General features: G+C 64.5%; 17 protein-coding genes. 8 read left to right on the plus strand and 9 right to left on the minus strand.

Features of this window, described 5'->3' with window-relative positions; genetic code table 11:
- Positions 1–28: 28 nt before the first annotated feature.
- Positions 29–958 carry an SDR family oxidoreductase gene (locus tag MBENS4_RS12600; RefSeq protein WP_039391128.1) on the minus strand — a complete coding sequence of 310 codons (930 nt, stop codon included), beginning with the start codon at positions 956–958 and terminating at the stop codon, positions 29–31.
- Positions 959–1031: 73 nt separating this feature from the next.
- On the opposite strand from MBENS4_RS12600, the gene MBENS4_RS12605 reads away from it, so the two are divergent.
- From MBENS4_RS12605 to MBENS4_RS12615, 3 genes are all read left to right on the plus strand, one after another.
- Complete coding sequence (locus MBENS4_RS12605; RefSeq protein ID WP_242404887.1) at positions 1032–1760, plus strand: nuclear transport factor 2 family protein; 729 nt, start codon at positions 1032–1034, stop codon at positions 1758–1760.
- Between the two features lie 177 nt (positions 1761–1937).
- A complete protein-coding gene (locus tag MBENS4_RS12610) occupies positions 1938–3203 on the plus strand; it encodes an MFS transporter (protein WP_052322379.1) in 1266 nt (421 codons plus the stop codon).
- Between the two features lie 90 nt (positions 3204–3293).
- Positions 3294–5000 (plus strand): acyl-CoA dehydrogenase, encoded by a 1707-nt coding sequence (locus MBENS4_RS12615; protein ID WP_039391137.1) that lies wholly within the window; start codon positions 3294–3296, stop codon positions 4998–5000.
- 33 nt (positions 5001–5033) lie between these two features.
- Here MBENS4_RS12615 and MBENS4_RS12620 read toward each other — a convergent pair whose 3' ends face one another.
- Positions 5034–5501, minus strand: a complete 468-nt coding sequence (locus MBENS4_RS12620) for a MarR family winged helix-turn-helix transcriptional regulator (protein ID WP_039391139.1) — start codon at positions 5499–5501, stop codon at positions 5034–5036.
- 121 nt (positions 5502–5622) lie between these two features.
- On the opposite strand from MBENS4_RS12620, the gene MBENS4_RS12625 reads away from it, so the two are divergent.
- Entirely contained in the window at positions 5623–7092 is a 1470-nt protein-coding gene (locus MBENS4_RS12625) for a carotenoid oxygenase family protein (protein ID WP_039391141.1), read from the plus strand.
- Positions 7093–7576: 484 nt separating this feature from the next.
- On the opposite strand, the gene MBENS4_RS12630 is transcribed toward MBENS4_RS12625, so the two are convergent.
- The gene (locus MBENS4_RS12630) at positions 7577–7819 is read right to left on the minus strand and encodes a hypothetical protein (protein ID WP_039391143.1); all 243 of its coding nucleotides are present in this window, start codon (positions 7817–7819) and stop codon (positions 7577–7579) included.
- A 459-nt stretch (positions 7820–8278) separates the two neighbouring features.
- Between MBENS4_RS12630 and MBENS4_RS12635 the strand changes: the two genes are divergently transcribed.
- Positions 8279–9628, plus strand: a complete 1350-nt coding sequence (locus MBENS4_RS12635) for an IS1380 family transposase (protein WP_445321509.1) — start codon at positions 8279–8281, stop codon at positions 9626–9628.
- A gap of 133 nt (positions 9629–9761) precedes the next feature.
- On the opposite strand, the gene MBENS4_RS12640 is transcribed toward MBENS4_RS12635, so the two are convergent.
- Complete coding sequence (locus tag MBENS4_RS12640; RefSeq protein ID WP_039391147.1) at positions 9762–10319, minus strand: hypothetical protein; 558 nt, start codon at positions 10317–10319, stop codon at positions 9762–9764.
- Between the two features lie 357 nt (positions 10320–10676).
- Here MBENS4_RS12640 and MBENS4_RS12645 point away from each other — a divergent pair, with 357 nt between their 5' ends.
- Entirely contained in the window at positions 10677–11759 is a 1083-nt protein-coding gene (locus MBENS4_RS12645; protein WP_039391149.1) for an IS630 family transposase, read from the plus strand.
- Between the two features lie 176 nt (positions 11760–11935).
- On the opposite strand, the gene MBENS4_RS12650 is transcribed toward MBENS4_RS12645, so the two are convergent.
- The 5 genes from MBENS4_RS12650 to MBENS4_RS12670 form a co-directional block, all read right to left on the minus strand.
- Positions 11936–13582 carry an MFS transporter gene (locus tag MBENS4_RS12650; RefSeq protein ID WP_084592070.1) on the minus strand — a complete coding sequence of 549 codons (1647 nt, stop codon included), beginning with the start codon at positions 13580–13582 and terminating at the stop codon, positions 11936–11938.
- On the minus strand, positions 13567–14622 hold the full coding sequence (locus MBENS4_RS12655; protein ID WP_039391151.1) for an amidohydrolase family protein: 1056 nt from the start codon (positions 14620–14622) through the stop codon (positions 13567–13569). Before MBENS4_RS12655 ends, MBENS4_RS12650 begins: the two co-directional genes overlap by 16 nt.
- A 7-nt stretch (positions 14623–14629) precedes the next feature.
- The gene (locus MBENS4_RS12660) at positions 14630–16060 is read right to left on the minus strand and encodes an NAD-dependent succinate-semialdehyde dehydrogenase (RefSeq protein ID WP_039391153.1); all 1431 of its coding nucleotides are present in this window, start codon (positions 16058–16060) and stop codon (positions 14630–14632) included.
- 126 nt (positions 16061–16186) lie between these two features.
- A complete protein-coding gene (locus tag MBENS4_RS12665) occupies positions 16187–16963 on the minus strand; it encodes a nuclear transport factor 2 family protein (RefSeq protein WP_052322249.1) in 777 nt (258 codons plus the stop codon).
- A 48-nt stretch (positions 16964–17011) separates the two neighbouring features.
- Positions 17012–18439 (minus strand): MFS transporter, encoded by a 1428-nt coding sequence (locus tag MBENS4_RS12670; protein ID WP_039391155.1) that lies wholly within the window; start codon positions 18437–18439, stop codon positions 17012–17014.
- 157 nt (positions 18440–18596) lie between these two features.
- Between MBENS4_RS12670 and MBENS4_RS12675 the strand changes: the two genes are divergently transcribed.
- Entirely contained in the window at positions 18597–19532 is a 936-nt protein-coding gene (locus MBENS4_RS12675) for an SDR family NAD(P)-dependent oxidoreductase (RefSeq protein ID WP_039391156.1), read from the plus strand.
- A gap of 10 nt (positions 19533–19542) precedes the next feature.
- On the plus strand, positions 19543–20442 hold the full coding sequence (locus MBENS4_RS12680; RefSeq protein WP_039391158.1) for an SDR family NAD(P)-dependent oxidoreductase: 900 nt from the start codon (positions 19543–19545) through the stop codon (positions 20440–20442).
- Position 20443: the final 1 nt, after the last annotated feature.

Here is a 20443-nt window from a genome sequence, read left to right on the forward strand (position 1 = left end):
GGATTTTTCGTGGGTCCTTCGGGCCTGCTCAGGTGAGGTCGGCGAGCGAGATCGCCTGTCCTGCGGCCGAGGCGCGGTTGGCCTCGCGGCGCAGCCGTTCGATCTCGAGGCGCTCGGGCGGGGCCTCTTCGTCGGGCAGCGCGGCGAGCGAGGTGCGGTAGATCTCCTCGAAGTCCTCGGCGTACTCGGGGTGCGAGAAGATCAGCCCGCGGTTCTCCTCGATGCCCTTCAAGGTCTTCTCGCCCACTTCAAGCGGGTCCATGCCAAGCTCGAAAGCCTTGCCGAATTCGGTCAGTGCCTCGGGATCGATGTCTTCGAACCCGCTGTGCGCAAAGGCGTCCGGGCGGCGAAACGCACTGTCCCACGCGTTGGTGCGGGTGAGCCCGGGGCACAGCAGCGAGACCCCGATGCCTTCGGGCGCGAGGTTGTAGCGCAGGCTCTCGGTCAGGCCGCGCACGGCGAACTTGCTCGCGGTGTAGATGCCCGCCTGAGGACCCGACAGGTACGCCGCCATCGAGGCGACATTGACGACGTGACCGCCCTTGCCGGTGCGCTTCAGCAGCGGAAGGAGGGCGACAAGACCATTTGCAACACCTCCGAAATTCACCCCCATGATCCAGTCGTAATCGGCGTGGGTGGCGGTGTCGGTCGGCCCGAACACCGAGACGCCTGCGTTGTTGACCAGCACGTCAAGCCGGCCGAAGGCAGTCTCGATTTCCTCGGCCACTTCGGCAAAGCGGGCACGGTCGGTGACATCGAGCTTCACGAACAAGGGGATTTCCCGCTTTTCCTCGCGAAACCAATCTTCCGCCTGCGCGCGGTAATCTTCGTTGCGGTAGCTGAGGGCAAGCCGAAAGCCCGCGTTCGACAGGGCGCGCGCAATCCCGAAGCCGAGGCCCGATACGCCGCCGGTGATGAAGGCTACCCGCCCTTCGTGGCGTTTTGTCGTCTCTCCCATGGTGCGAAGTTCTCCTCTCGCCTTGATTTCAAATATTGTTGGTGTAGCAAACTATAACGAACAAGATCGTGCAATGGGAGAGATTCGCATGACCGACGTGCTCGACAAGGCCGCGACCGCGCGCCTCGATGCGCTGGAACACCGTGTGGGCGAACTGGAGGACATCAACGCCATCCGCCGCCTGCACTGGGCCTACGGCTACTACATCGACTTCAACCAGCCCGAGGAAGTCGCGCAGCTCTTTTCCGAGGATGGCGTCGTCGTTTTCCTTTCGGGTGAATATGTCGGTCATGCCGGTGTGAAGCGTCTTTACGGCGACTGGATCGCGGGGCGCTTCACGGGCGGGCGTCCCGGCCCGGTGGACGGTCTGCTCCTGGATCACTTCCAGATGCAGGACATCATCACCGTCGCGCCCGATCGCCAGACCGCGAAGGGCCGGTTCCGCGGCATGCTGTTCGGCGGCTGGCACGACGATTTCCAGGACACGCGCGAGGAGATCATGCCCCAGCAGTTCATGGAAGCGGGCATCTACGAGAACGACTACGTGCGCGAGAACGGCGTGTGGAAGATCAAGCGTCTCGACTACATGATGCAGTGGCAGTCCAACTACGAGGACGGCTGGGCGCACACCACCTCGCACCTTCAGCCCGCTGCCAAGACTTTCCCGGAAGACCCGCTGGGCCCCGACCGCCTGCTTCCTGAAAGCGAGCATCGCCCGACCTGGCCGTTCCGCTGTGACGTGCCCATGCACTTCGCGCACCCGCGTTTCGGCGCCGTTCTGGCGGGGCAGCAGGCCTCCTGATCCTTCGCGCGATTTTCGCATTGGTTCCGCCTCTTATTGTATGCTAACGAAACAATGAGAGGCGGAACGGAGCCGTAAGAGGCGGCCCGTTCTTCCGCAAGCCTTGGGAGAGACGGCGCCGTGAACTCGGTCGATGCCAGCCTGCGCGATCCGCGCGATATCATTTCCGACGCCCCCATGTCGCGGGGGCAGATCATTGCCGTGGCCATTATGGTTGGTCTCAACGCGCTCGACGGGTTCGATGTGCTGTCGATCAGCTTCGCCTCGCCGGGCATCGCGACCGAGTGGGGGATCGACCGGGTGGCGCTGGGTGCGGTGCTCTCGATGGAGCTCATCGGCATGGCCGTGGGCTCGGTGGTGTTGGGCGGCGTTGCCGACCGCATCGGCCGGCGCCGCACGATCCTGGGGTGCCTGGTCGTCATGGCGCTGGGCATGGCGATGGTGACGCAGACCACCAGCGTGACCGTACTTTCGATCTGGCGTGTCCTCACGGGGCTCGGCATCGGCGGCATGCTGGCCTCGATCAACGCGGTCACGGCCGAGTTCGCCAGTACGCGGCGGCGCACGCTCACCATGGGCATCATGGTCATCGGCTACCCGCTGGGCGCGGTCATCGGTGGCCTCATTTCAGCCGAGCTTCTCGTCCTTTTCGACTGGCGCGCGATCTTCTGGTTCGGTGCGCTCCTCACCGCCATCTTCATCCCGCTGGTCTGGATCTTCGTGCCCGAGAGCGTCCATTATACGCTCGTGCACCGAAACCCCGATACGCTGGCGCGGATCAACGCCCTGCTCGCTCGCTTCGGGCACGGTGCAGTCTCGGTCCTCCCGCCGGTGCGCGAAGAGGAGGAGAAGGCCTCCATCGCCGACATCCTGCGCCCGGGTCTGATGGCAACGACGCTTCTCGTGACCTTCGCCTACTTCGCCCACATCGTCAGCTTCTACTTCATCCTGAAGTGGACGCCCAAGATCGTGGTCGATCTCGGCTTCCCGCCGCCTGAGGCCGCGAGCGTGCTCGTCTGGGCCAACATGGGCGGCGTGCTGGGAGGGGCGATCTTCGGCTTTGCCGTGCAGCGCCTGCCGCTGAAGGGGGCGACCGTCACCATGCTGTTCGGCGCTTCGATCATGGTCGCGCTGTTCGGCGCGGCGGGGGCGAACACGCTCGTCGGCCTTTCCGCTCTGGCTTTCGCTTCGGGGCTCTTCACCAATAGCGCGGTCTCGGGTCTCTACACGCTGTTTGCGCGGGTTTTCCCGACCCATGTGCGCGCGACCGGCACCGGCTTTGCCATCGGTATCGGGCGCGGCGGGGCGGCGCTTTCGCCGATCCTCGCCGGTGCGCTGTTCGAGTGGGGGCTCTCGCTCGCCCTGGTCGCGACCACCATCGCTCTGGGCTCGCTCACGGCGGCCTTCGCGCTTCTGGCCTTGCGTTTCCAGCCGCGCGACTGAGTGGAGAGGACGTCTCTACTTTTGCTCTCGAAATAGCAATCAAACATAGCTATCTCGATTCCAAGAGAACGATACGTTTGGAGAGCGAACTTGGATTACCAGCCGCATTGCGATGCCCTTGCCCGTCACCTGGAGATTGCGCCGTTCCTGGAGGAGCTGGCCGCCACGGGAATCGAGGTCGACCAGGAGACATGGCAGCAGATCCTCCTGGAGGCTGCGAAGCTCGCCGAAGGCGTCATCGCGCCGGTGGACCGGGTCATGGACGAGGTCGGCGCCAAGGTCGTCGATGGGCGTGTGAAGACGGTGCCCGGCCACAAGGATGCCTGGGACCAGTTCGCGCAAGGCGGCTGGATCGGCCTTCCGTTGCCGGAGGAGCTGGGCGGCATGGCGCTGCCACTCGTCCTGCAGAACGCGTGCGAGGAACTGTTCAACCGGGCCTCTCCGGCCTTCTCGATGCTGGGAACTCCCGGGCGCACGGCGGCCGAGATGCTGGTGGCCAGCGCACCTGCGGAAATCGCGGGCGAATGGGTGCCGCGGCTCGTCAGCGGCGAATGGGGCGCGACGATCTGCATTTCCGAGCCCGATGCGGGCTCCGACGTCGGGCGCATTCGGACCCGGGCGATCTCCGATGGCGCGGGCGGTTGGCGGATCACCGGCGAGAAATGCTGGATCTCCTTTGGCGACCATGACCTGACCCAGCGCATCGGCCACTGCATGCTTGCGCGTTCGAATGAGCAGCCCGGCGTGCGCGGCCTCAGCCTCTTTCTCGTGCCCGACAGCCTCGAGGATGGCACGCGCAACGGCGCCTTCGTGCGCCGGATCGAGGAAAAGCTGGGTCTGCACGGCTCGCCGACTTGCGTGATGGGCTACGAGGATGCGCAAGGCACTCTGATTGGTCCGGAGGGGCGCGGTTTGCAGACGCTGTTCCACATGATGCTGCGCATGCGCCTCTCGTGTGGTCCGCAGGGCATCGGTGTCGCCGCCAACGCCTTCGACCGCGCGCTGCGCTATGCCGGAGAGCGCCGCCAGGGCGGGGCGCCGACCGACAAGCCCGTTCTCATCCGTGAGCATGCCGATGTCCAGCGCATGCTGCTGGGCATGGCCGGGCGCATCGAGGCGGCGCGCGGTGTCTCGCTCGCCTGCGGCAACATCCTGCAACTGAGCGAACGCGCCGAGGATCCCGCCGAAAAGGCGCGCTGGGCATCGCTCGCCCAGTTCCTGCTGCCGATTGCCAAGGACATGTCGGCCAGGCTCGCCTTCGATTGTGCGAGCGAGGCCGTGCAGGTTTTCGGCGGGGCGGGTTACACTCGCGAATGGCCGGTCGAGCAGACCTTGCGCGATGCGCGCGTGTTTGCCGTCTTCGAAGGCACCAGCGGCATCCAGGCCATCGACATGGTCCACCGCCGTCTCTGGCGCGAGAAGGGGGAGGGGCTGGGCCACTTCCTTGCGATCGCGCGGGGTGAGGGCGATTTGGGCGATACGGAAGCGGCCGCGCAACTGGGCGCAAGCCTCGACACGCTTGAGGCCGTCGCGGCGCAGATGGCGCAGATGGAAGGTTCGGGGCGCGATGGCGATGCCGGGGCGCTGGCCTTCCTCGACCTGTGCGGTGCCTGTGTCGGCGGCTGGATTGCGGGGCGTCTGGTACGCGACGCTGGCGAGGATCCGGCAGGTGCACGCCTCAAGGCCGCAGCGCGCTTCTACCTGGCCGAACTCCCGGCCCGCACAGAAGCGCTGGGCCGACTGGCAACGCTGGGCGAACGTCGCCTTGAAGGCTTCGCGGCGTTCGTCGAAGATTGAGGCGGAACAGGCGCGCGGGACAGGCCGCGCGCCTCAGAAGGCCTTGATGTCGACCTCGTGAATGCGTTTCAGGAGGGCGGCGAGCATGTGGAACTCGGCATCGGAAAAGCGCTCCTTGAGCCAGTTTCCAAGCTCGGTGCTGCGCTCACGCGCAATCGAGAGCATCGCCGTGCCCGCCTCGGTGATGGCGAGCGTCTGGCGACGCTTGTCGGTCGGCGACTGGCCGCGTTGGATAAGTCCACGCCCTTCGAGGCGGTTGATGATGCCCATCACCGTGGCGCGGTCCATCTGCAGCGTGCGGCCGATATCGCTCTGCGAGGTGCCTGCGTTCTCCTGGATCAGGATCATCGTGGTAAGCTGGGTCTGGGTGATCCCCAGGTCGCTGAAAATGTCGGAAAACCGCCGTTGTACCGCGCCCTGCGCCAGGCGAAGATGTAGGTCAAGCACATGATCGATGCTCGCCGCAGTGGGCACTTCGGTCAAAGGGAGGGGGGCGTTCATAGGCCCTAGTTGCGATCATTTCTGCATTGCGTCAAGCGGCGACTTGGATAAATTTGTGAGTGAGGCATACAATATCGCAAGGGCGAATCCACGCACGAGATTCGCTGATCCAGGAGAGGATATGTCCCACTTCCCCGACAGCCCGAGTTTCACCGGGTTCAACACACCGTCGCGCATCGAGGCCGACATCGCCGACCTTGCCCACGAAGGTGCGATTCCCGAAGCCCTGAGCGGCGCGTTCTACCGCGTTCAGCCCGATCCGCAGTTCCCGCCGCGGCTGGGCGATGACATCGCCTTCAACGGCGATGGCATGATCACCCGCTTTCACATCCACGGCGGGCAGTGCGATTTTCGCCAGCGCTGGGCCAGGACCGACAAGTGGAACCGGGAACACGAAGCGGGCAAGGCCCTCTTCGGGGCCTACCGCAATCCCCTCACCGACGACCCGTCCGTCAAGGGCGAGTACCGCTCCACCGCCAACACCAACGCGTGGATCTACGCGGGCAAGCTCTGGGCGATGAAGGAGGACAGCCCGGCTCTCCTGATGGACCCGGTGACGATGGAAACCACCGGCTTCGAGACGTTCGGCGGCACGATGAAGGGCCAGACCTTCACCGCGCACCCCAAGATCGATCCCGTCACCGGCAACATGGTCGCCATCGGCTACGCCGCCTCGGGGCTGTGCACCGACGATGTCGCCTACTACGAGGTCAACCCGCAGGGAGAGTTGATCCGCGAGGTCTGGTTCAAGGTCCCCTACTACTGCATGATGCACGACTTCGCGATCACCGAGGACTACCTCGTCATCCACATCGTGCCCTCGATCGGCAGCTGGGAGCGGCTCGAGAAGGGCCTCCCCCACTTCGGTTTTGACACGACCAAGCCGGTGCACCTGGGCGTCCTCCCCCGCCGCGCAGGCGTCTCGGGCGACGAGATCCGCTGGTTCACCCGCGACAACTGCTTTGCCAGCCACGTCCTCAACGCCTGGCAGGAAGGATCGAAGATCCACTTCCTGACCTGTGAGGCGAAGAACAACATGTTCCCCTTCTTTCCCGACATCCACGGCGAGCCCTTCAACGGGATGGAGGCGATGAGCTACCCGACCGACTGGACGGTGGACATGGCCAGCAACGAGGACGCCTTCGAGGCGGTCACCAAGCTGAGCGAGACGGCCTGCGAATTCCCGCGCATCGACGACCGCTTTACCGGCCAGCAGACCCGCTACGGCTGGTTCCTCGAGATGGACATGAAGCGCCCCGTCGAATTGCGCGGCGGCAGCGCAGGCGGTCTTCTGATGAACTGCCTGTTCCTCAAGGACTTCGCAACCGGCGAGGAGCAGCACTGGTGGTGCGGCCCGGTTTCCAGCCTGCAGGAACCCTGCTTCGTGCCCCGCAGCGCCGAGGGCGAGGAAGGCGACGGCTGGATCGTCCAGGTCTGCAACCGCCTCGAAGAGCACACCAGCGACCTTCTGATCTTCGACGCACTCGATATAGCCAAAGGCCCCGTCGCGACCGTCCACATCCCGATCCGCCTGCGCTTCGGCCTCCACGGCAACTGGGTCGACGCCCAGGACATCGGCCTCGCCGCCTAGCCGCATCGGGGCCAGGTGACACCCAGGTTGACACAGGTGACACAGTCCAGAGGGTGTCCCCCGGCCCCCGTGTCATCCTCCCAAGGTGCCTGATTTCAAGGAGATGGCGATAGCGAGCATTCCCTCAGTTTCGCACGAGCGCGCGCCTGTAGGAAAGTGAAAACTCTAGGCATCGGGGGCTAAGAAAAGGCCGATGCGAGGGCCATCGCCCTCGCGCTCCCGGAAGCGGAGAGGGCAGGTGCTTGCGCGAAGGTCGCGTCCTCCCGCCAGCCTTGGCTTCACACAGGCTCCTTGCGTCGATGGGAAGCTACCTGCCTTCCTTTTCGTCTTCGGAAATGACTTTGGAAACCAGCAAAATTGGTCCGCCGGAATAATGGCAAAATCCCCTCACCATCATTGCGCCCGGCCACTGCGTCTCACACCGCCCAACTTCACCTACAATCCGCAGCCATCTTGGCTCGCTAGGCGGATCACCGATCATTTCTCAGTTGGCGTATAAGCCAATGCGCTTTCCGAGCATCTCCGGCTTAAACAGAGACCCTTTGCGTAAAGCGTCCTTCTCGCTACGGAAAATTCCTCTGCCATACCAGTAACCGGCAAGGGAGACACACTGGCCGATCAGTACGTCAGAATCCGCTGCGACCTCGTAGAAGGAAACCTCCCTTGCGTTATCGCGATTGCAATTCTCTGAATTGCTCCATGCATTCAGGATGATCTCTTCACCCACAGATGCGTCTGTCTCCTGTGCAAGGGCAGGCGTTGCAGCAAAGATGAAAGCTGCAATGAGGGGAGAGAGAGAGAGTGCGGGCCTTCATTCCTGCAACATACGATCCCTCGGAACCTCTGCAATGGGGCGAGTGCGATTGGGAGGCTGCGTGCCCAAATAGGCCGTTCAAGGGCCGGAAATTCGTGGCACGACAAGGCTGATCAATACCGCAGGCGCACGCAATTTGGGCTCATTTCAAAGGTCGAAGTCTTCGGTCCGTGGGGCGACGGCTATGAGATGCATCTGCTTATGGCTTGGCTGTCATTTCTTTCTGCCTTTTTTACGCACTCTAGCCCGTCTTATTCACCGAGGGGTGTGAGCGGGTTGGCGGGAGTAGCTTAAGCCTCTGATCTGCATTAGAAACTGGGTGTCTACGCCGGCCCTGTTGCAGGGCAGAAAATGCCACAGGCCACACCCGCCATGAACGACGATATCGCAAGCTCTTTCGGATTCCCAGCTGTCATCGGCAAGAAGGTCACAGCCGCGTTCGACGGTGGCCGACTGACCTCTGACGGAGGTGTGCTGTTGCTGGCGCAGGCCGAGCGCGCGATGGGGATTTGTCGGCGGCTTGCGGCTTGCATTGCCGATCCGCGGGACCCCATGCGGGTGATCCATCGCCTCGATGACATCCTGCGGGCCCGCATGTTCGCGATCGCCTGTGGCTACGAGGATGCTGATGATCTCGACGCCCTGCGCGATGACCCTGGGTTCCGCCTGGCGCTGGGCAAGCTGCCGGGATCGGGCGTGGGGCTGGCCAGCCAACCGACGATGAGCCGGTGGGAGAACGCACCGACCACGCGGGAGTTGGCTAAGATGATGGCCGCGATGATCGGCGTCTACTGCAGCAGTTATCCCGCCTCACCGGCGGCGGTGACGCTGGACATCGATGATACCTGCGATGTCGTGCATGGCTACCAGCAGTTGTCGTTCTGGAATGCCCACTATGGCGAACGCTGCTTCCTGCCGATCCACGTCTACGATACCGCCACCGGCCGCCCGGTGGCGATGCTGCTGCGCACCGGCAAGACGCCGTCGGGCACCGAAGCGGCCGGCCATATCCGGCGCCTGGTCCGCCATATCCGCCGGCACTGGCCGGATACGCACATCACCATCCGCGGCGACGGGCACTATGGCCGTCCCGAGGTCATGGCCTTCTGCGAGGCGGCCGGGGTCGACTTCGTGTTCGGCTTGCCGACCAATGCCACGCTGCGCGCTGAACCGGCCATCGTTGCCGCCGCCGATGCCTGCGCGGTCAGGCGGGCCGAGCGCCAGGCGCCAGTGCTGCGCAGCTATGCCGAGATCCGCTACGGCGCGAAGAGCTGGAACCGCCAGCGCCGCGTCGTCGCCCGGATCGAGGCCAGCACACTGGGCATGGACATCCGCTACGTCGTCACCTCGCGGGCCGAGGGTTCGGCCGAGCATATCTACGACACGCTTTACTGCGCGCGCGGCCAGGCCGAGAACCTGATCAAGCGCCACAAATCGCAACTCGCCAGCGATCGCACCTCGTGCCGCTCGGCCAACGCCAACCAGATGCGCCTCATTCTGCACACCGCCGCCTACTGGCTGCTATGGCGCATCCAGCAGGCGATCCCCAGAACCACCTCTCTGGCCACGGCCGACTTCGTGACGCTGCGCCTGCGGCTGCTCAAGGTTGCCGCACGCGTCATCGAGAGTGCCTCGCGCATCCGTGTCGCGTTCGCGTCAGCCTGCCCTGATGCCAACGTATTCAGAGCCCTCGCTACCAGCCTCCGGCCAGCACCAACATAGCCAGCGCGGCCGTGCCGCCGAACGCCAAAGCCCCGTCCATCAACCTTGAAAAGCCCATCGATCCTGTCGCGGTGAAAAGCGCCGGCGGAGGCGCTCGCCCTGATTACCTGGGCACCGAAAGAGAGCGGCTGGATCAACCCGCAGCAGCCTCGTCATGAATAGACCGGGCTAGTTTGGCTTCAAGAGTGGCAAGTGACTTGAGCGCTTTCTGAAGCTTGTCGACGTCAGTGATGGCGCGTAGCTCGAAAACGAGTAGTGACCCATTAATTATTGTGTTCATTTGTGTGTGGAACTGCGAATTCGTAATGAATCCGTTCGCCCTGCTGTTGCAGACATGCCATGACAGCTGGCGGACAATGTCAGACATCTCTTGCCGGGTATTCGTCTGGGTTAGGGCTTCGGAGATGGAATCGTTGAGAGCACCCTTGTCCTCTATGGAAAAGTCGCTCTTGGTAGATCGTCCGCTTACCGCGTCGGCTTGTGTTTCTGCGCATATCATCATTGTGTCGTAGTTTGGATTCAAGGTGTCGGCGCCAAGGTCGTCCTTGGCAGAATCTACTCCTAAACGGTGCGCGGGGAATGGCAGAGGAGAGCCGTTGTCATACGGCCTGCCGCCGCCGCCAGTGCTTGACGCCCTTACGAGCCGGCTGGTGCCGTTTATTGTGACGAGTTCGCGCTTGTCCTTGATCATGGACTTACTTTCGACCGATTGGTTGTCTATGATTTCCGCGACATGGGCGCACCCGCTTAGTGAAATTACTGCGCATAGCGATAGTATTCTCATGGCATTGTCTCGCAATTTAGTTAAATTTATTGCAAGATCTGCCATTTGTTAATTTTTTCCAGACAAATTTTTTATGTTAATTGAATTGTTGTATTTTTATTTTCTCGAGTTTTTGAGGGGTGCGCCGATCTTCGGCAGAGCGCGACCCGCGCGGTAGCGTCGGCTTTCGAAGCGGGGGGCTTCCCAACGAACTAGTGGATTGACCGCAACGAAAGAGTCCGTCTGGGGATTCCCACCGGCTTGCAGGCGTGCCAGTCTCGGAGGATGCGCGATGGGATCAGCTTCACCGTTTCGGCTTCCGACCGTCAACGCCTGGACGACATCGTGTCGGCTCCCTTGAGCCCGCAGAAACATGTCTGGCGCGCCCGTATCGTGCTTTTGAGCAGCGATGGCCTGGGCACCTCGGCGATCATGGCGGCCACAGGCAAGTCGAAGACCTGCGTGTGGCGCTGGCAGGAGCGCTTCATGCACGAAGGTGTAGATGGTCTTCTTCGCGACAAGTCCCGTCCGCCCGGCAAGGCGCCAGTGTTGCCCAGGCGCGTGGCGGAGATTGTCCGGCTGACGCAGGAACCGCCGCCGCATGAGGCAACCCACTGGACGGCGCGCGCGATGGCCAAAGCGGTCGGGCTTGCCGTTTCGACAGTGCAGTCGATCTGGAAGGCGCATGGGCTTGCTCCGCATCGCTGGCGCAGCTTCAAGCTGTCGAACGATCCGGCTTTCGCCGAAAAGCTCACCGAGATCGTCGGCCTCTATGTCGATCCGCCCGCCCATGCGGTGGTCCTGTCGATCGACGAGAAATCGCAGATACAGGCGCTCGACCGCACCCAGCCCGGCCTGCCGATGAAGAAGGGCCGCGCCGGTACCCTGACCCATGACTACAAGCGCCACGGCACGACCACGCTGTTTGCTGCACTCAACGTACTCGACGGAACCGTCATCGGGCAGAACATGCAGCGTCACCGCCACCAGGAGTTCATCCGCTTCCTCAATCGGATCGAGCGCGAAGTGCCCAAGGATAAGGCGATCCACGTGATCCTCGACAACTATGCCGCACACAAGAAGGACAAGGTCCAGGAGTGGCTCGCCCGCCATCCGCGCTGGACTTTCCACTTCACGCCAACTTCTTCCTCATGGCTCAATGCCGTCGAGGGCTTCTTCGCAAAGCTGACCAGGCGGCGCCTCAAGCACGGCGTCTTCCACTCCGTCGTCGAGCTCCAGGCTGCCATCAACCGGTTCATCCGGGAGTACAATGCCGATAACCCCAAGCCCTTCATCTGGAAGGCCAATCCGGATGACATCATCGCCGCTCGAAATCGAGGGTTCCAAACGTTGGAGTCAATCCACTAGAATAGATCATAAGACGGCGCTGAAGGTCGGGTCCTTGGCAGACCGAACTGCCGACCTTCAGCCGTGACGCGTCCCCGGCTGCGCGAGGTGCGGTTGCGGGGTATGGGGTCAAGGGGGGATGACCCCTTGAATTTCCCCTTTCTTCAGCACTTCGCAGCCGCCGGAAGGGGCGTGCGTCAGACCGGCTCTCCGGCGGCGCGGCAGCGGGGGACGAGGCTGTTTTCGTCGCGTTTTACCCAGAGCATGGCGAGGATGAGGCAGACCACGATCACGGGGGCCACGAGGTTCACCGAGAGGATCGCGGAGCCCAGGTTCCCGCCGTTGGCGTCGCTGATCATGCCCACCGCGTAGGGACCGATGCCAAGGCCGCTCAGCGTCGAGATCATCACGAAGGCCGAGCTTGTCACGCCGCGCATGCGGGGCAGGACTAGGTCGTACATCATCGCGTAGAGCGGGGGCATCCACATCGTCAGCACCAGCGAATAGAGCGTGAAGCGCAGGTAGAAGCTGCTCGCCTCGGGCGCGGTGTAGACCCAGATTGCGAGGAGCGGCGAGAGGCCGAGCGAGGCGAGGGTGAGGCCGATGCGACCCGCGCCTGGCAGGTAGCGGTTGGCCTTGTCGGCGAGCGGGCCGGCGACCAGCGGGCCGAGCATGCCCAGGCCCGCCGAGAGGAGGCCGAAGTTGAGCCCGGTCTCGCGCGCGGAGAGGCCGTAGCTGCGCATCAGGAAGGACGGCGTGAAGCCCATGACTCCGTAGTTGATCGCGTATTGCAGCGCGCCCGCGCCCATCAGCAGCAGCAGCGTGGGCGAGGCGATGGCCGCGTGGGCCGGGCGGTCGGAGAGCTTCAGCGACTGGAACAGGTTGAGGATCACGAAGGCCCCGAAACCGACGACGGTCCATTGCAGGACATGCGGGTTGATGGCGAGGATGCCAAAATCGATGGCCGGGCGCGGCGAGAAGTGCTGGGCGAGCCTTGCAATCGTGGTGCAGGCCGCCACGATCAGGGCAAGGCCCACGATGTTGGCGATCCAGCTGCGCGCTGGCGCCCCGCGCCTGTGCAGCATGACCCAGTTGGTGACGGGGGCAACGGCGGCAAAGAGCGCGAGGCTGGCCTTGAAGGGGGCCGGGTCCTTTTTCGTGGCGATGCCGTCGCTCTTGCCGCGTTCGGGTTCCGGTTCGCGCAGGAGCAGGAGCACGAGAATGAAGCCGGGCAGCGCCGCCACGACGAAGGCGAACTGCCAGCCCGCAAGGCCGAGCGGCGCGCCGGTGGTAAAGGCGTGGTTCCACCAGTCCGCGGCAATGCCCCCCAGAATCATCGAGGCGCCAAGGCCGAGCGCAATGGCAATGGCGACGGCGGCCATGGCAAAGCTGCGCCGTCCCTTGGGGATGACATCGAAGATGAGGCTGTTGCCGGTCGGCTGCGCGGCGGCCTCGCCGATCCCGACGCCGAGGCGCGAGAGGGCAAGCAGCGCAAAGCCCGAGGCGAAGGCCGCCATCAGCGTCGAGACCGACCAGATCGCAATGCAGATCGCGAGCAGCTTCGTGCGGATCCAGCCATCGGCGAGCCGCCCCAGCGGGAGCGAGAAGAGCGCGTAGAAAAGCGCGAAGACGGTGCCGTAGAGGAGGCCCAGCTCGGCATCACCGATGTTCAGATCGGCGCGGATGTCGCTGGCGAGGATCGAGAGGATCTGGCGGTCGAGCAGGCTCATCGCCTGGGCCGCGCAGATCAGGGTGAGGATGCGCCAGCCAGCCTTGCCGATCCTGTCTTCGCGGGTGGGCGGCGGGGCACTCGGGGTCACGTCGGCCTTCACAGGTTGAACCATTTTTCGGCGTTGGTCTGGAAGAACTGGCGTTTGGCGTCGAAGGGCATGTCCATCGCGTCCATGGCGTGGACTTCCTCAGGCATGACTTCGTAGGGGTAGTCCATCGCGTACATCACGCGCTCGGTGCCCATGACGCTCTGCGCGAACTTGACCGCGGGCTCCCAGGCCATGCCCGAATTGGTGACGAGGACGTTCGAACGGAAATACTCGGCAATCGTCTTCTTCAGGGGTTTCATGCATGCGTAGCGGTTCGCGCGCACGCCCGCCTGGTGCATGTAGTCGAGCCGGTAGAGCCAGTAGGGCAGCGCTTCGCCCATGTGCCCGACCATGATCTGCAAGGTCGGGTAGCGGTCGAAGATGCCGCTGGTGATGAGGCGCAAGAGGTGCATCCCCGTCTCCACCCCGAAGCCGAAGATCGCGCCGTCGAGCCCGGCTTCGAGCATGGGGTCGATCATCGCATCGGGCGGGGTCGAGGGGTGGATGTAGAGCGGCTGGCCGACATCGCAGAGCGCGCGGAAGATGGGATCGAACTTGGCCGCGTCCAGGTATTCGCCCTGGGTGTGGCTGTTGATCTGCACGCCCTTGAAGCCCAACTCCCTCGCGCCGCGCCGGATCTCGGCGGCGGACCATTCCGGGTCCTGCGGGGCGACGGCGGTCATGCCGATGAAGCGGTCGGGGTGGGCCTGGCAGCGTTCGGCGAGGTAGTCGTTGGCGGCCAGCGCGATGCCTTTGGCCTCGTCCAGGTCGAGCAGCGGCTGCACGCCGGGCGAGGTCAGCGCCAGGATCGCCTTGTCGATGCCGTGGGCGTCCATGTCCGCGAGGCGCCGCTCGCCCAGGTCCAGCAGGCGCTCGATGATGGTCATCGCGCGCTCGCTCGGGCTCTTGGCGTAGAAGCCCCAGAGCGAGACCATGCCCTTGTCCGCGCTCCCGTCCTTTACCATGCGCAGGTAGATGTCGATCTGCTCGCGCGTGGCGAAGGCCTCTTCGGTGGCGATGCGAAGGTAGCCCTTGTCACCGCCGGTCTTGAGCTCTCCCGTCATGTCTTTGTTATCCTTCGTGTACAGCCTTGGTGACGAGGCAGGCCATGATGCCTTCGGGCCCGTCCTCGTGCCCGTGGCCTGACCATTTGACCCCGCCGAAGGGGCTGTCCGCGCCCCCGATCATGGGTGTGTTGATGCCGACCATGCCCGCCTCGATGGCGGCCGAAAGGCGCTTCTGGCGCGCGGCGTTCGACGTCCAGGCGTAGGCGGCAAGGCCGTAGGGCAGGCGGTTGGCCTCGGCGATCATCGCCTCCTCGCTCTCGAAGCGGTTGAGGAGCGCGACCGGGCCGAAGGGTTCCTCGTTCATGATGCGCGCGGTTTGCGGTACGTCGGAGAGGACCGTGGGCTGGTAGAAGAAACCCTGGTTGCCCAGCCGCTCGCCGCCGGTGTGGAGGCGTGCGCCCGCGTCCACCGCCTCGTGGATGAGCGCGTCGATGGCCTCCACCCGGCGCGGGTTGGCGAGCGGGCCCATCTGGCTTTCCGGGGCGAGGCCGGGGCCGATGCGCAAGGCCGCGGCGCGGCTTGCAAAGCCCTCGCGGAAGGCCTCGTAGACAGGCGCCTCGACGAGGAAGCGGGTGGGGCTCACGCAGACCTGCCCGCCGTTGCGGAACTTTTGCGCGACGGCAATGTCGAGCACGCGCTCGATATCGGCGTCGGCAAAGACGAGGACCGGCCCGTGGCCGCCCAGTTCCATCGTCGTGCGCTTGAAATCCTCCGCCGCGAGCTTGGCCAGCTGGCGCCCGACCACGGTGGAGCCGGTGAACGAGAGCTTGCGGATGACGGGGCTGGCCAGGAGATGGCGCGAGACCTCGTCGGGCACGCCGAAGACGGCCTGCGCGACCTCGGTGGGAAGCCCCGCGTCATAGAGGCATTGCAGCACGGCAAGCGCGCTTGCGGGCGTTTCCTCGGCCGCCTTCATGATGACCGAGCAGCCCGCCGCGACCGGCGCGCCGAGCTTGCGGCCCGGATTGCCGATGGGAAAGTTCCAGGGCGCAAAGGCCGCAACCGGACCGACGGGCTCGTGCACCACGGTGGAGCGCATGCCTTCGGGGCGCACCAGCGTGCGGCCGTAGATGCGAAAGACTTCGCCCGCATAGAACTCGAACAGGCCGATGTTCATGCCGACCTCGATCCGCGCCTCGGCAAGCGTCTTGCCCTGTTCGAGGACGGCGATGCGCGCGATGTCCTCTGTGCGCTCACGCATCAGGCGCGCCGCGCCGTTGAGCACATTGGCGCGTTCCTGCGGCGTCGATTTGCGCCAGGTGGCAAAGCCGCGCGCGGCCGTCTCCAGTGCGCGATCGAGGTCGGCACTTGTCGCAAGTGGCAGCTTGCCGATGGTCTCGCCGGTCGCCGGGTTCAGGACATCGTGGGTCCTGCGGTCGGCGCCGGAGAGGCGCTCGCCGTCGATCATCAGGTACAGTTCAGGGTATTCGCTCATGCCTCACCGCGCGGCTGGAGGGATCGGGTAAAGGGCCTTCAGGCAGGGTCCATCGGGCAGGGCCCTCTCGCGCCAGAGGGGTTCGAAGCGGCGCGAGGGAGCCCTGCCGTCAGGGCGCAGGCGGGCCTATTCGGCCGCCTGGGCGCCTGCCTTGGCGTCTAGTTTTGCCTGAGCGCGGTCGATGTCGCCCTGCCAGCGCTCGGCCACCATGTCCTTGCCCGTCACAGGGTGGGGCATGTGGAAGGGCAGCAGCTTGTGGGTGGGCCAGAGCCAGTGATCCTCGATCAGGGCGTCCGGGCCGCTCGGGTCCTCGGGGTAGAGCACCTTGGGGAAGGGCACGTATTCGGCCTCGGTATAGGCCCAGCCCTTGTCGAAATCGGCGTGCCAGTGCGGGAAGTAGTTGAGCACGTGGATGCGCCAGACCCCGTCCACCTTCTTGTAGGTGTTCTCGTAAATGCCGCCTTCCCACCACTGGCGCGGGTTGGCCATCATCGGATTGTCGGGGGTGAGGTAGTCCTTGTGGCGCCCGGCCTGCATCATCGAACGCGCGCGGGCGTGCGCGGTGACGCCGTCGGGCTCGATGGTGACGATGTCCTGGAGCTGCGGATGGTCGAGCAGGAAGCCGTCGATCGGGCCGTTGTTGCCGTGGGTGAAGCGCTTCTGGAACCGCTCGACGTAAAGACGGCGCGCGCCTTCCTTGCCCTTCCACACGCCGCCGAAGAAGCGCACTTCGGCATCGTCGGTGAACAGGTCGACGGTCTCGTTGTACATGCACTTGTCGATGAGATAGCCGTAGAGGTGCTGCAGCTTGCGCACGTCCAGCTCGTCCTCGCGCACGGTCAGGCGGCGGGCCAGATCGGCGACCTGGTTTTCCAGGGCCTCGATGCGGGCGGTGTCGGTCATATGGGGTTCCTCTCTCCTGGGATTATTGTTGTCGGGTTGGGGGCAGGGTCACAGGCCCAGCGCTTCGAGACGCTCGATCTCCTCGCGGTAGGGGCGGATTGCCCGGTAGATGCAGAAAGTGGCGAGCGGCAGCAGGGCGATCGCGGTAATCTCGAGTGCCAGCCACAGCTTGGCCGGGTCGGCGACGACGTACTGCGCGACAAGCCCGATCACGAAGCTGCCCATCGCGCCAAAGAAGGTGAACATGAACAGGTAGATCGCGGTGACCTGCCCGCGCATGGCGTTGGGCGCGACGCGCTGGATCGCCGCGTTCTGGGGCACTGCGCCTGCAATCCCGAACATCGCGCCGAACGAGGCGACGCCCAGCGCCGCATAGCCGTTGGGCATGAGCGGCGAGAGGATCGAGCACACGGTGACGACCGCAAAGCAGATCGTGGCGGCAAAGACGTTGGCGTCCTTGCGGCGCTTGGCCAGCCATTCGACGAAGGTGCCGCCCAGGACCAGGCCGAGCAGCGAGGCGACAAGCGTCATGCCGCCGATGACCGCGCCGATCTGCGCTTCGTTCCAGCCGTAGGTGCGGATCATGAAGGGCACGCGCCAGAAGGAAAGCCCGAAGGTCTCGATCGCGCTCAGCGCAAGACCGAAGAACAGCGGGTAGTAGACGCGGCGGTTGGCGTGGATCGCCTTGGCCGCATCAAGGCCGGTGAAGGTGAGGATGCGGCGCGAGAGCGAGGCGTTTTCCGGGACAGTGTTCATCATGCCCGGAATGACAAGGCGCTTGGGCTCCTTCACGGTCAGGAACAGGAGCGCGAAGAGGAAGGCGGGTAGGCCCGTCCAGATCAGGATCCACTGCCAGGAATAGATGCGAAAGGAGCCCCAGACGGTCGGCTCCCAGTGCGAAGTCATCGCGATCAGCTGGCCGCCGAGAAGGGGGCCGAGCGTCGATCCGCCGATGAAGCCCAGCTGCAGCACGGCAAAGGCGCGGGTGATCTTCTTGGGCGGGAACATGTCGGCGAGCAGCGAATAGGAAGCGGGCGCGTGCGCCGAACCGCCCGCGGCCAGGAACACGCGGCTGCCCACGAACTGGATGAAGTTCTGTGCGATGCCGCCTGCAATGGTGACAAGGCCGATCACCGCAACGCCGCCCGAGAGCACGTACTTGCGCGGAAAGATGTCGGCGAGGCGGGCGAGCGGGATGCCCACGAAGAGGTAGCAGATGATGCTGGCGGGCCCCGCGAGGAAGCCCAGCTGCGAATCGGTGAGCCCGAAGTCGGCCTTGATCCGCTCGGCCATCATTCCGAACACGACCTGGTCGAAGAAGGTGAGAAAGGTCGCCAGGACAATCACGGCCAGCGCCCAGTAGGCGCTGGAGGGCGTGGGCCATTCGCGCGAGTCGGCGCCATCCTGACCGGCGGCCCCTTGCGCTTCACTGCCCGCAGGCTCGAACGGCTCGATACCGGCACTCGCTACTGCCATCGCGTCTCTCTTCCCATCTCTCTCAGGACGCCTTGTCAGGTCGTTCCCATTCGTTATTGTTGGCCTTGCATACAATCTCTTGTTCGTGAAAAAAAGACAGGAGATTCGGTTCAAGGCCGAAAAAGTTTGAAAAATCGATGGAGAGGAGTGAGGAACTATGCAGGATCTACCGGGGAAGACCGCCTTTGTGACCGGCGGCGCCAGCGGGATTGGCCTGGGGATAGCCAAGGCCCTGCTGGGGGCGGGCATGAACGTTGCTATCGCCGACATTCGCCAGGACCATCTCGATGACGCCGCAGCCGAACTGGACGGCGGCGACAAGGTGCTCGCGCTCCAGCTCGACGTCACCGATCGCGCTGCCTTTGCCGCCGCCGCCGATGCCACCGAGGCCAAGTTCGGCAAGATCCACATCCTGTGCAACAACGCAGGGGTTGCGGTTGTCGGCCCCACCGACATGGCGACTTTCGCCGACTGGGACTGGGTCATGGGCGTGAACGTGGGCGGCACGATCAACGGCATCGTCACCATGCTGCCGCGCATGTTGAAGCACGGCGAGGGCGGCCACATCGTCAACACCGCCTCGATGTCCGCGCTCGTGCCCGCGCCGGGCACCACGATCTATTCCTCGGGCAAAGCCGCCGTCACCTCGATGATGGAATGCATGCGCCCCGAACTGGAATCGCGCGGCATCGTGTGCTCGGCCTTCTGCCCAGGCGCGGTGCAGTCGAACATTGCCGAAGCCGGGCGCACCCGTCCCGACGCGCTGGCCGAGACCGGCTACGCCGAGGCCGACAAGGGGCGCCAGGCGGGGGGCAGTTTCTTCCACCTCTACCAGACCAAGGAAGAGGTCGGTGAGCGCGTGCTGACGGGCATCCTCAACGATGAACTCTACATCCTCACCCACGCCGAGTTCCTCATCGGCGTGCAGGAGCGCGGCGAGGCGACCACCGCGGCGGTGCAGGTCCAGTTGCCCGAGAACGAGGAGTACAAGAACACCTTCGGCGTGCTCTTCCGCAACTCGGCGATCACCCAGGAGATCGATCGGCAGAAGGCCCTGCGCGCCGCGCAGATGTCCGAAGCCGGCGTCGCGTAAGGGGGCGGGCATGACACAGCTTGCGGGCCGCACGGCCTTCGTGACGGGCGGGGCGAACGGGGTGGGCCTGGGCCTTGCCCGCGCCCTCCTTGCCGAAGGGTGCAAGGTGGCCATCGCCGACGTGCGCGAGGATTCGATCGAGGCCGCGCTCAAGCTGCTGGAGAACCAGCACGTGATGGGCGTGCCACTAGACGTCGCCTCGCGCGAAAGTTTTGCGCAGGCGGCCGACCGGGTGGAGGCCGAGCTTGGCCCGGTCAGTCTCCTCTTCAACAACGCTGGCGTGAACCTCTTCCAGACCATCGACGACAGTTCGTACGACGATTGGGACTGGCTCCTGGGGGTCAACCTGCACGGCGTCATCAACGGGGTGACGACCTTCGTGCCGCGCATGAAGGAGCGGGGCCTCGGCGGCCACGTGTGCAACACCGCCTCGATGGCCGCGTTCCTGTGCAATGGGGCGCCGGGCATCTACAACACGACCAAGTTCGCGGTCCGGGGCCTCAGCGAATCCCTGCGTTACAGCCTCGTCGCGCACGGGATTGGCGTCTCGATGCTCTGCCCGGGGCTGGTGAAGAGCCAGATCTATGCGAGCGACGCGATCCGGCCCGAAGCGCTGAAGGGCGGGGCCAAGGAAGTGAACACCGAATTCGTTAGCAACCTCGAAAAGCTGCACCAGGCCGGGATGGAGCCCGAGGTGATCGCCGCGCGTACGCTGGAGGCGATCCAGGAGAACCGCTTCTACATCTTCTCCCACCCCGAGTTCCAGGACGAGCTGGCCGAAGTCTTCGACGAGGTCCTCGCCGATTTCCGCGAATACCCCGAGGATCCGGGCCTTTCCGACCGCCTGCAGATCGAGGCGGGCCGCCGCGCCAGCTACAGGAAGGCGCGCGAGTCCGCCAACGCGCTCTGAG

It is taken from the genome of Novosphingobium sp. MBES04, from assembly GCF_000813185.1.
GTDB lineage: Bacteria > Pseudomonadota > Alphaproteobacteria > Sphingomonadales > Sphingomonadaceae > Novosphingobium > Novosphingobium decolorationis.

Excerpts from the sequence above, each read along its gene's own strand:
- MBENS4_RS12600 (WP_039391128.1), bottom strand. The coding sequence starts at position 958 with ATGGGAGAGACGACAAAACGCCACGAAGGGCGGGTAGCCTTCATCACC.
- MBENS4_RS12605 (WP_242404887.1), top strand. The coding sequence starts at position 1,032 with ATGGGAGAGATTCGCATGACCGACGTGCTCGACAAGGCCGCGACCGCG.
- MBENS4_RS12610 (WP_052322379.1), top strand. The coding sequence starts at position 1,938 with ATGTCGCGGGGGCAGATCATTGCCGTGGCCATTATGGTTGGTCTCAAC.
- MBENS4_RS12620 (WP_039391139.1), bottom strand. The coding sequence starts at position 5,501 with ATGAACGCCCCCCTCCCTTTGACCGAAGTGCCCACTGCGGCGAGCATC.
- MBENS4_RS12625 (WP_039391141.1), top strand. The coding sequence starts at position 5,623 with ATGTCCCACTTCCCCGACAGCCCGAGTTTCACCGGGTTCAACACACCG.
- MBENS4_RS12635 (WP_445321509.1), top strand. The coding sequence starts at position 8,279 with ATGAACGACGATATCGCAAGCTCTTTCGGATTCCCAGCTGTCATCGGC.
- MBENS4_RS12640 (WP_039391147.1), bottom strand. The coding sequence starts at position 10,319 with ATGATCAAGGACAAGCGCGAACTCGTCACAATAAACGGCACCAGCCGG.
- MBENS4_RS12645 (WP_039391149.1), top strand. The coding sequence starts at position 10,677 with ATGCGCGATGGGATCAGCTTCACCGTTTCGGCTTCCGACCGTCAACGC.
- MBENS4_RS12650 (WP_084592070.1), bottom strand. The coding sequence starts at position 13,582 with ATGGTTCAACCTGTGAAGGCCGACGTGACCCCGAGTGCCCCGCCGCCC.
- MBENS4_RS12655 (WP_039391151.1), bottom strand. The coding sequence starts at position 14,622 with ATGACGGGAGAGCTCAAGACCGGCGGTGACAAGGGCTACCTTCGCATC.
- MBENS4_RS12660 (WP_039391153.1), bottom strand. The coding sequence starts at position 16,060 with ATGAGCGAATACCCTGAACTGTACCTGATGATCGACGGCGAGCGCCTC.
- MBENS4_RS12665 (WP_052322249.1), bottom strand. The coding sequence starts at position 16,963 with ATGACCGACACCGCCCGCATCGAGGCCCTGGAAAACCAGGTCGCCGAT.
- MBENS4_RS12670 (WP_039391155.1), bottom strand. The coding sequence starts at position 18,439 with ATGGCAGTAGCGAGTGCCGGTATCGAGCCGTTCGAGCCTGCGGGCAGT.
- MBENS4_RS12675 (WP_039391156.1), top strand. The coding sequence starts at position 18,597 with ATGCAGGATCTACCGGGGAAGACCGCCTTTGTGACCGGCGGCGCCAGC.
- MBENS4_RS12680 (WP_039391158.1), top strand. The coding sequence starts at position 19,543 with ATGACACAGCTTGCGGGCCGCACGGCCTTCGTGACGGGCGGGGCGAAC.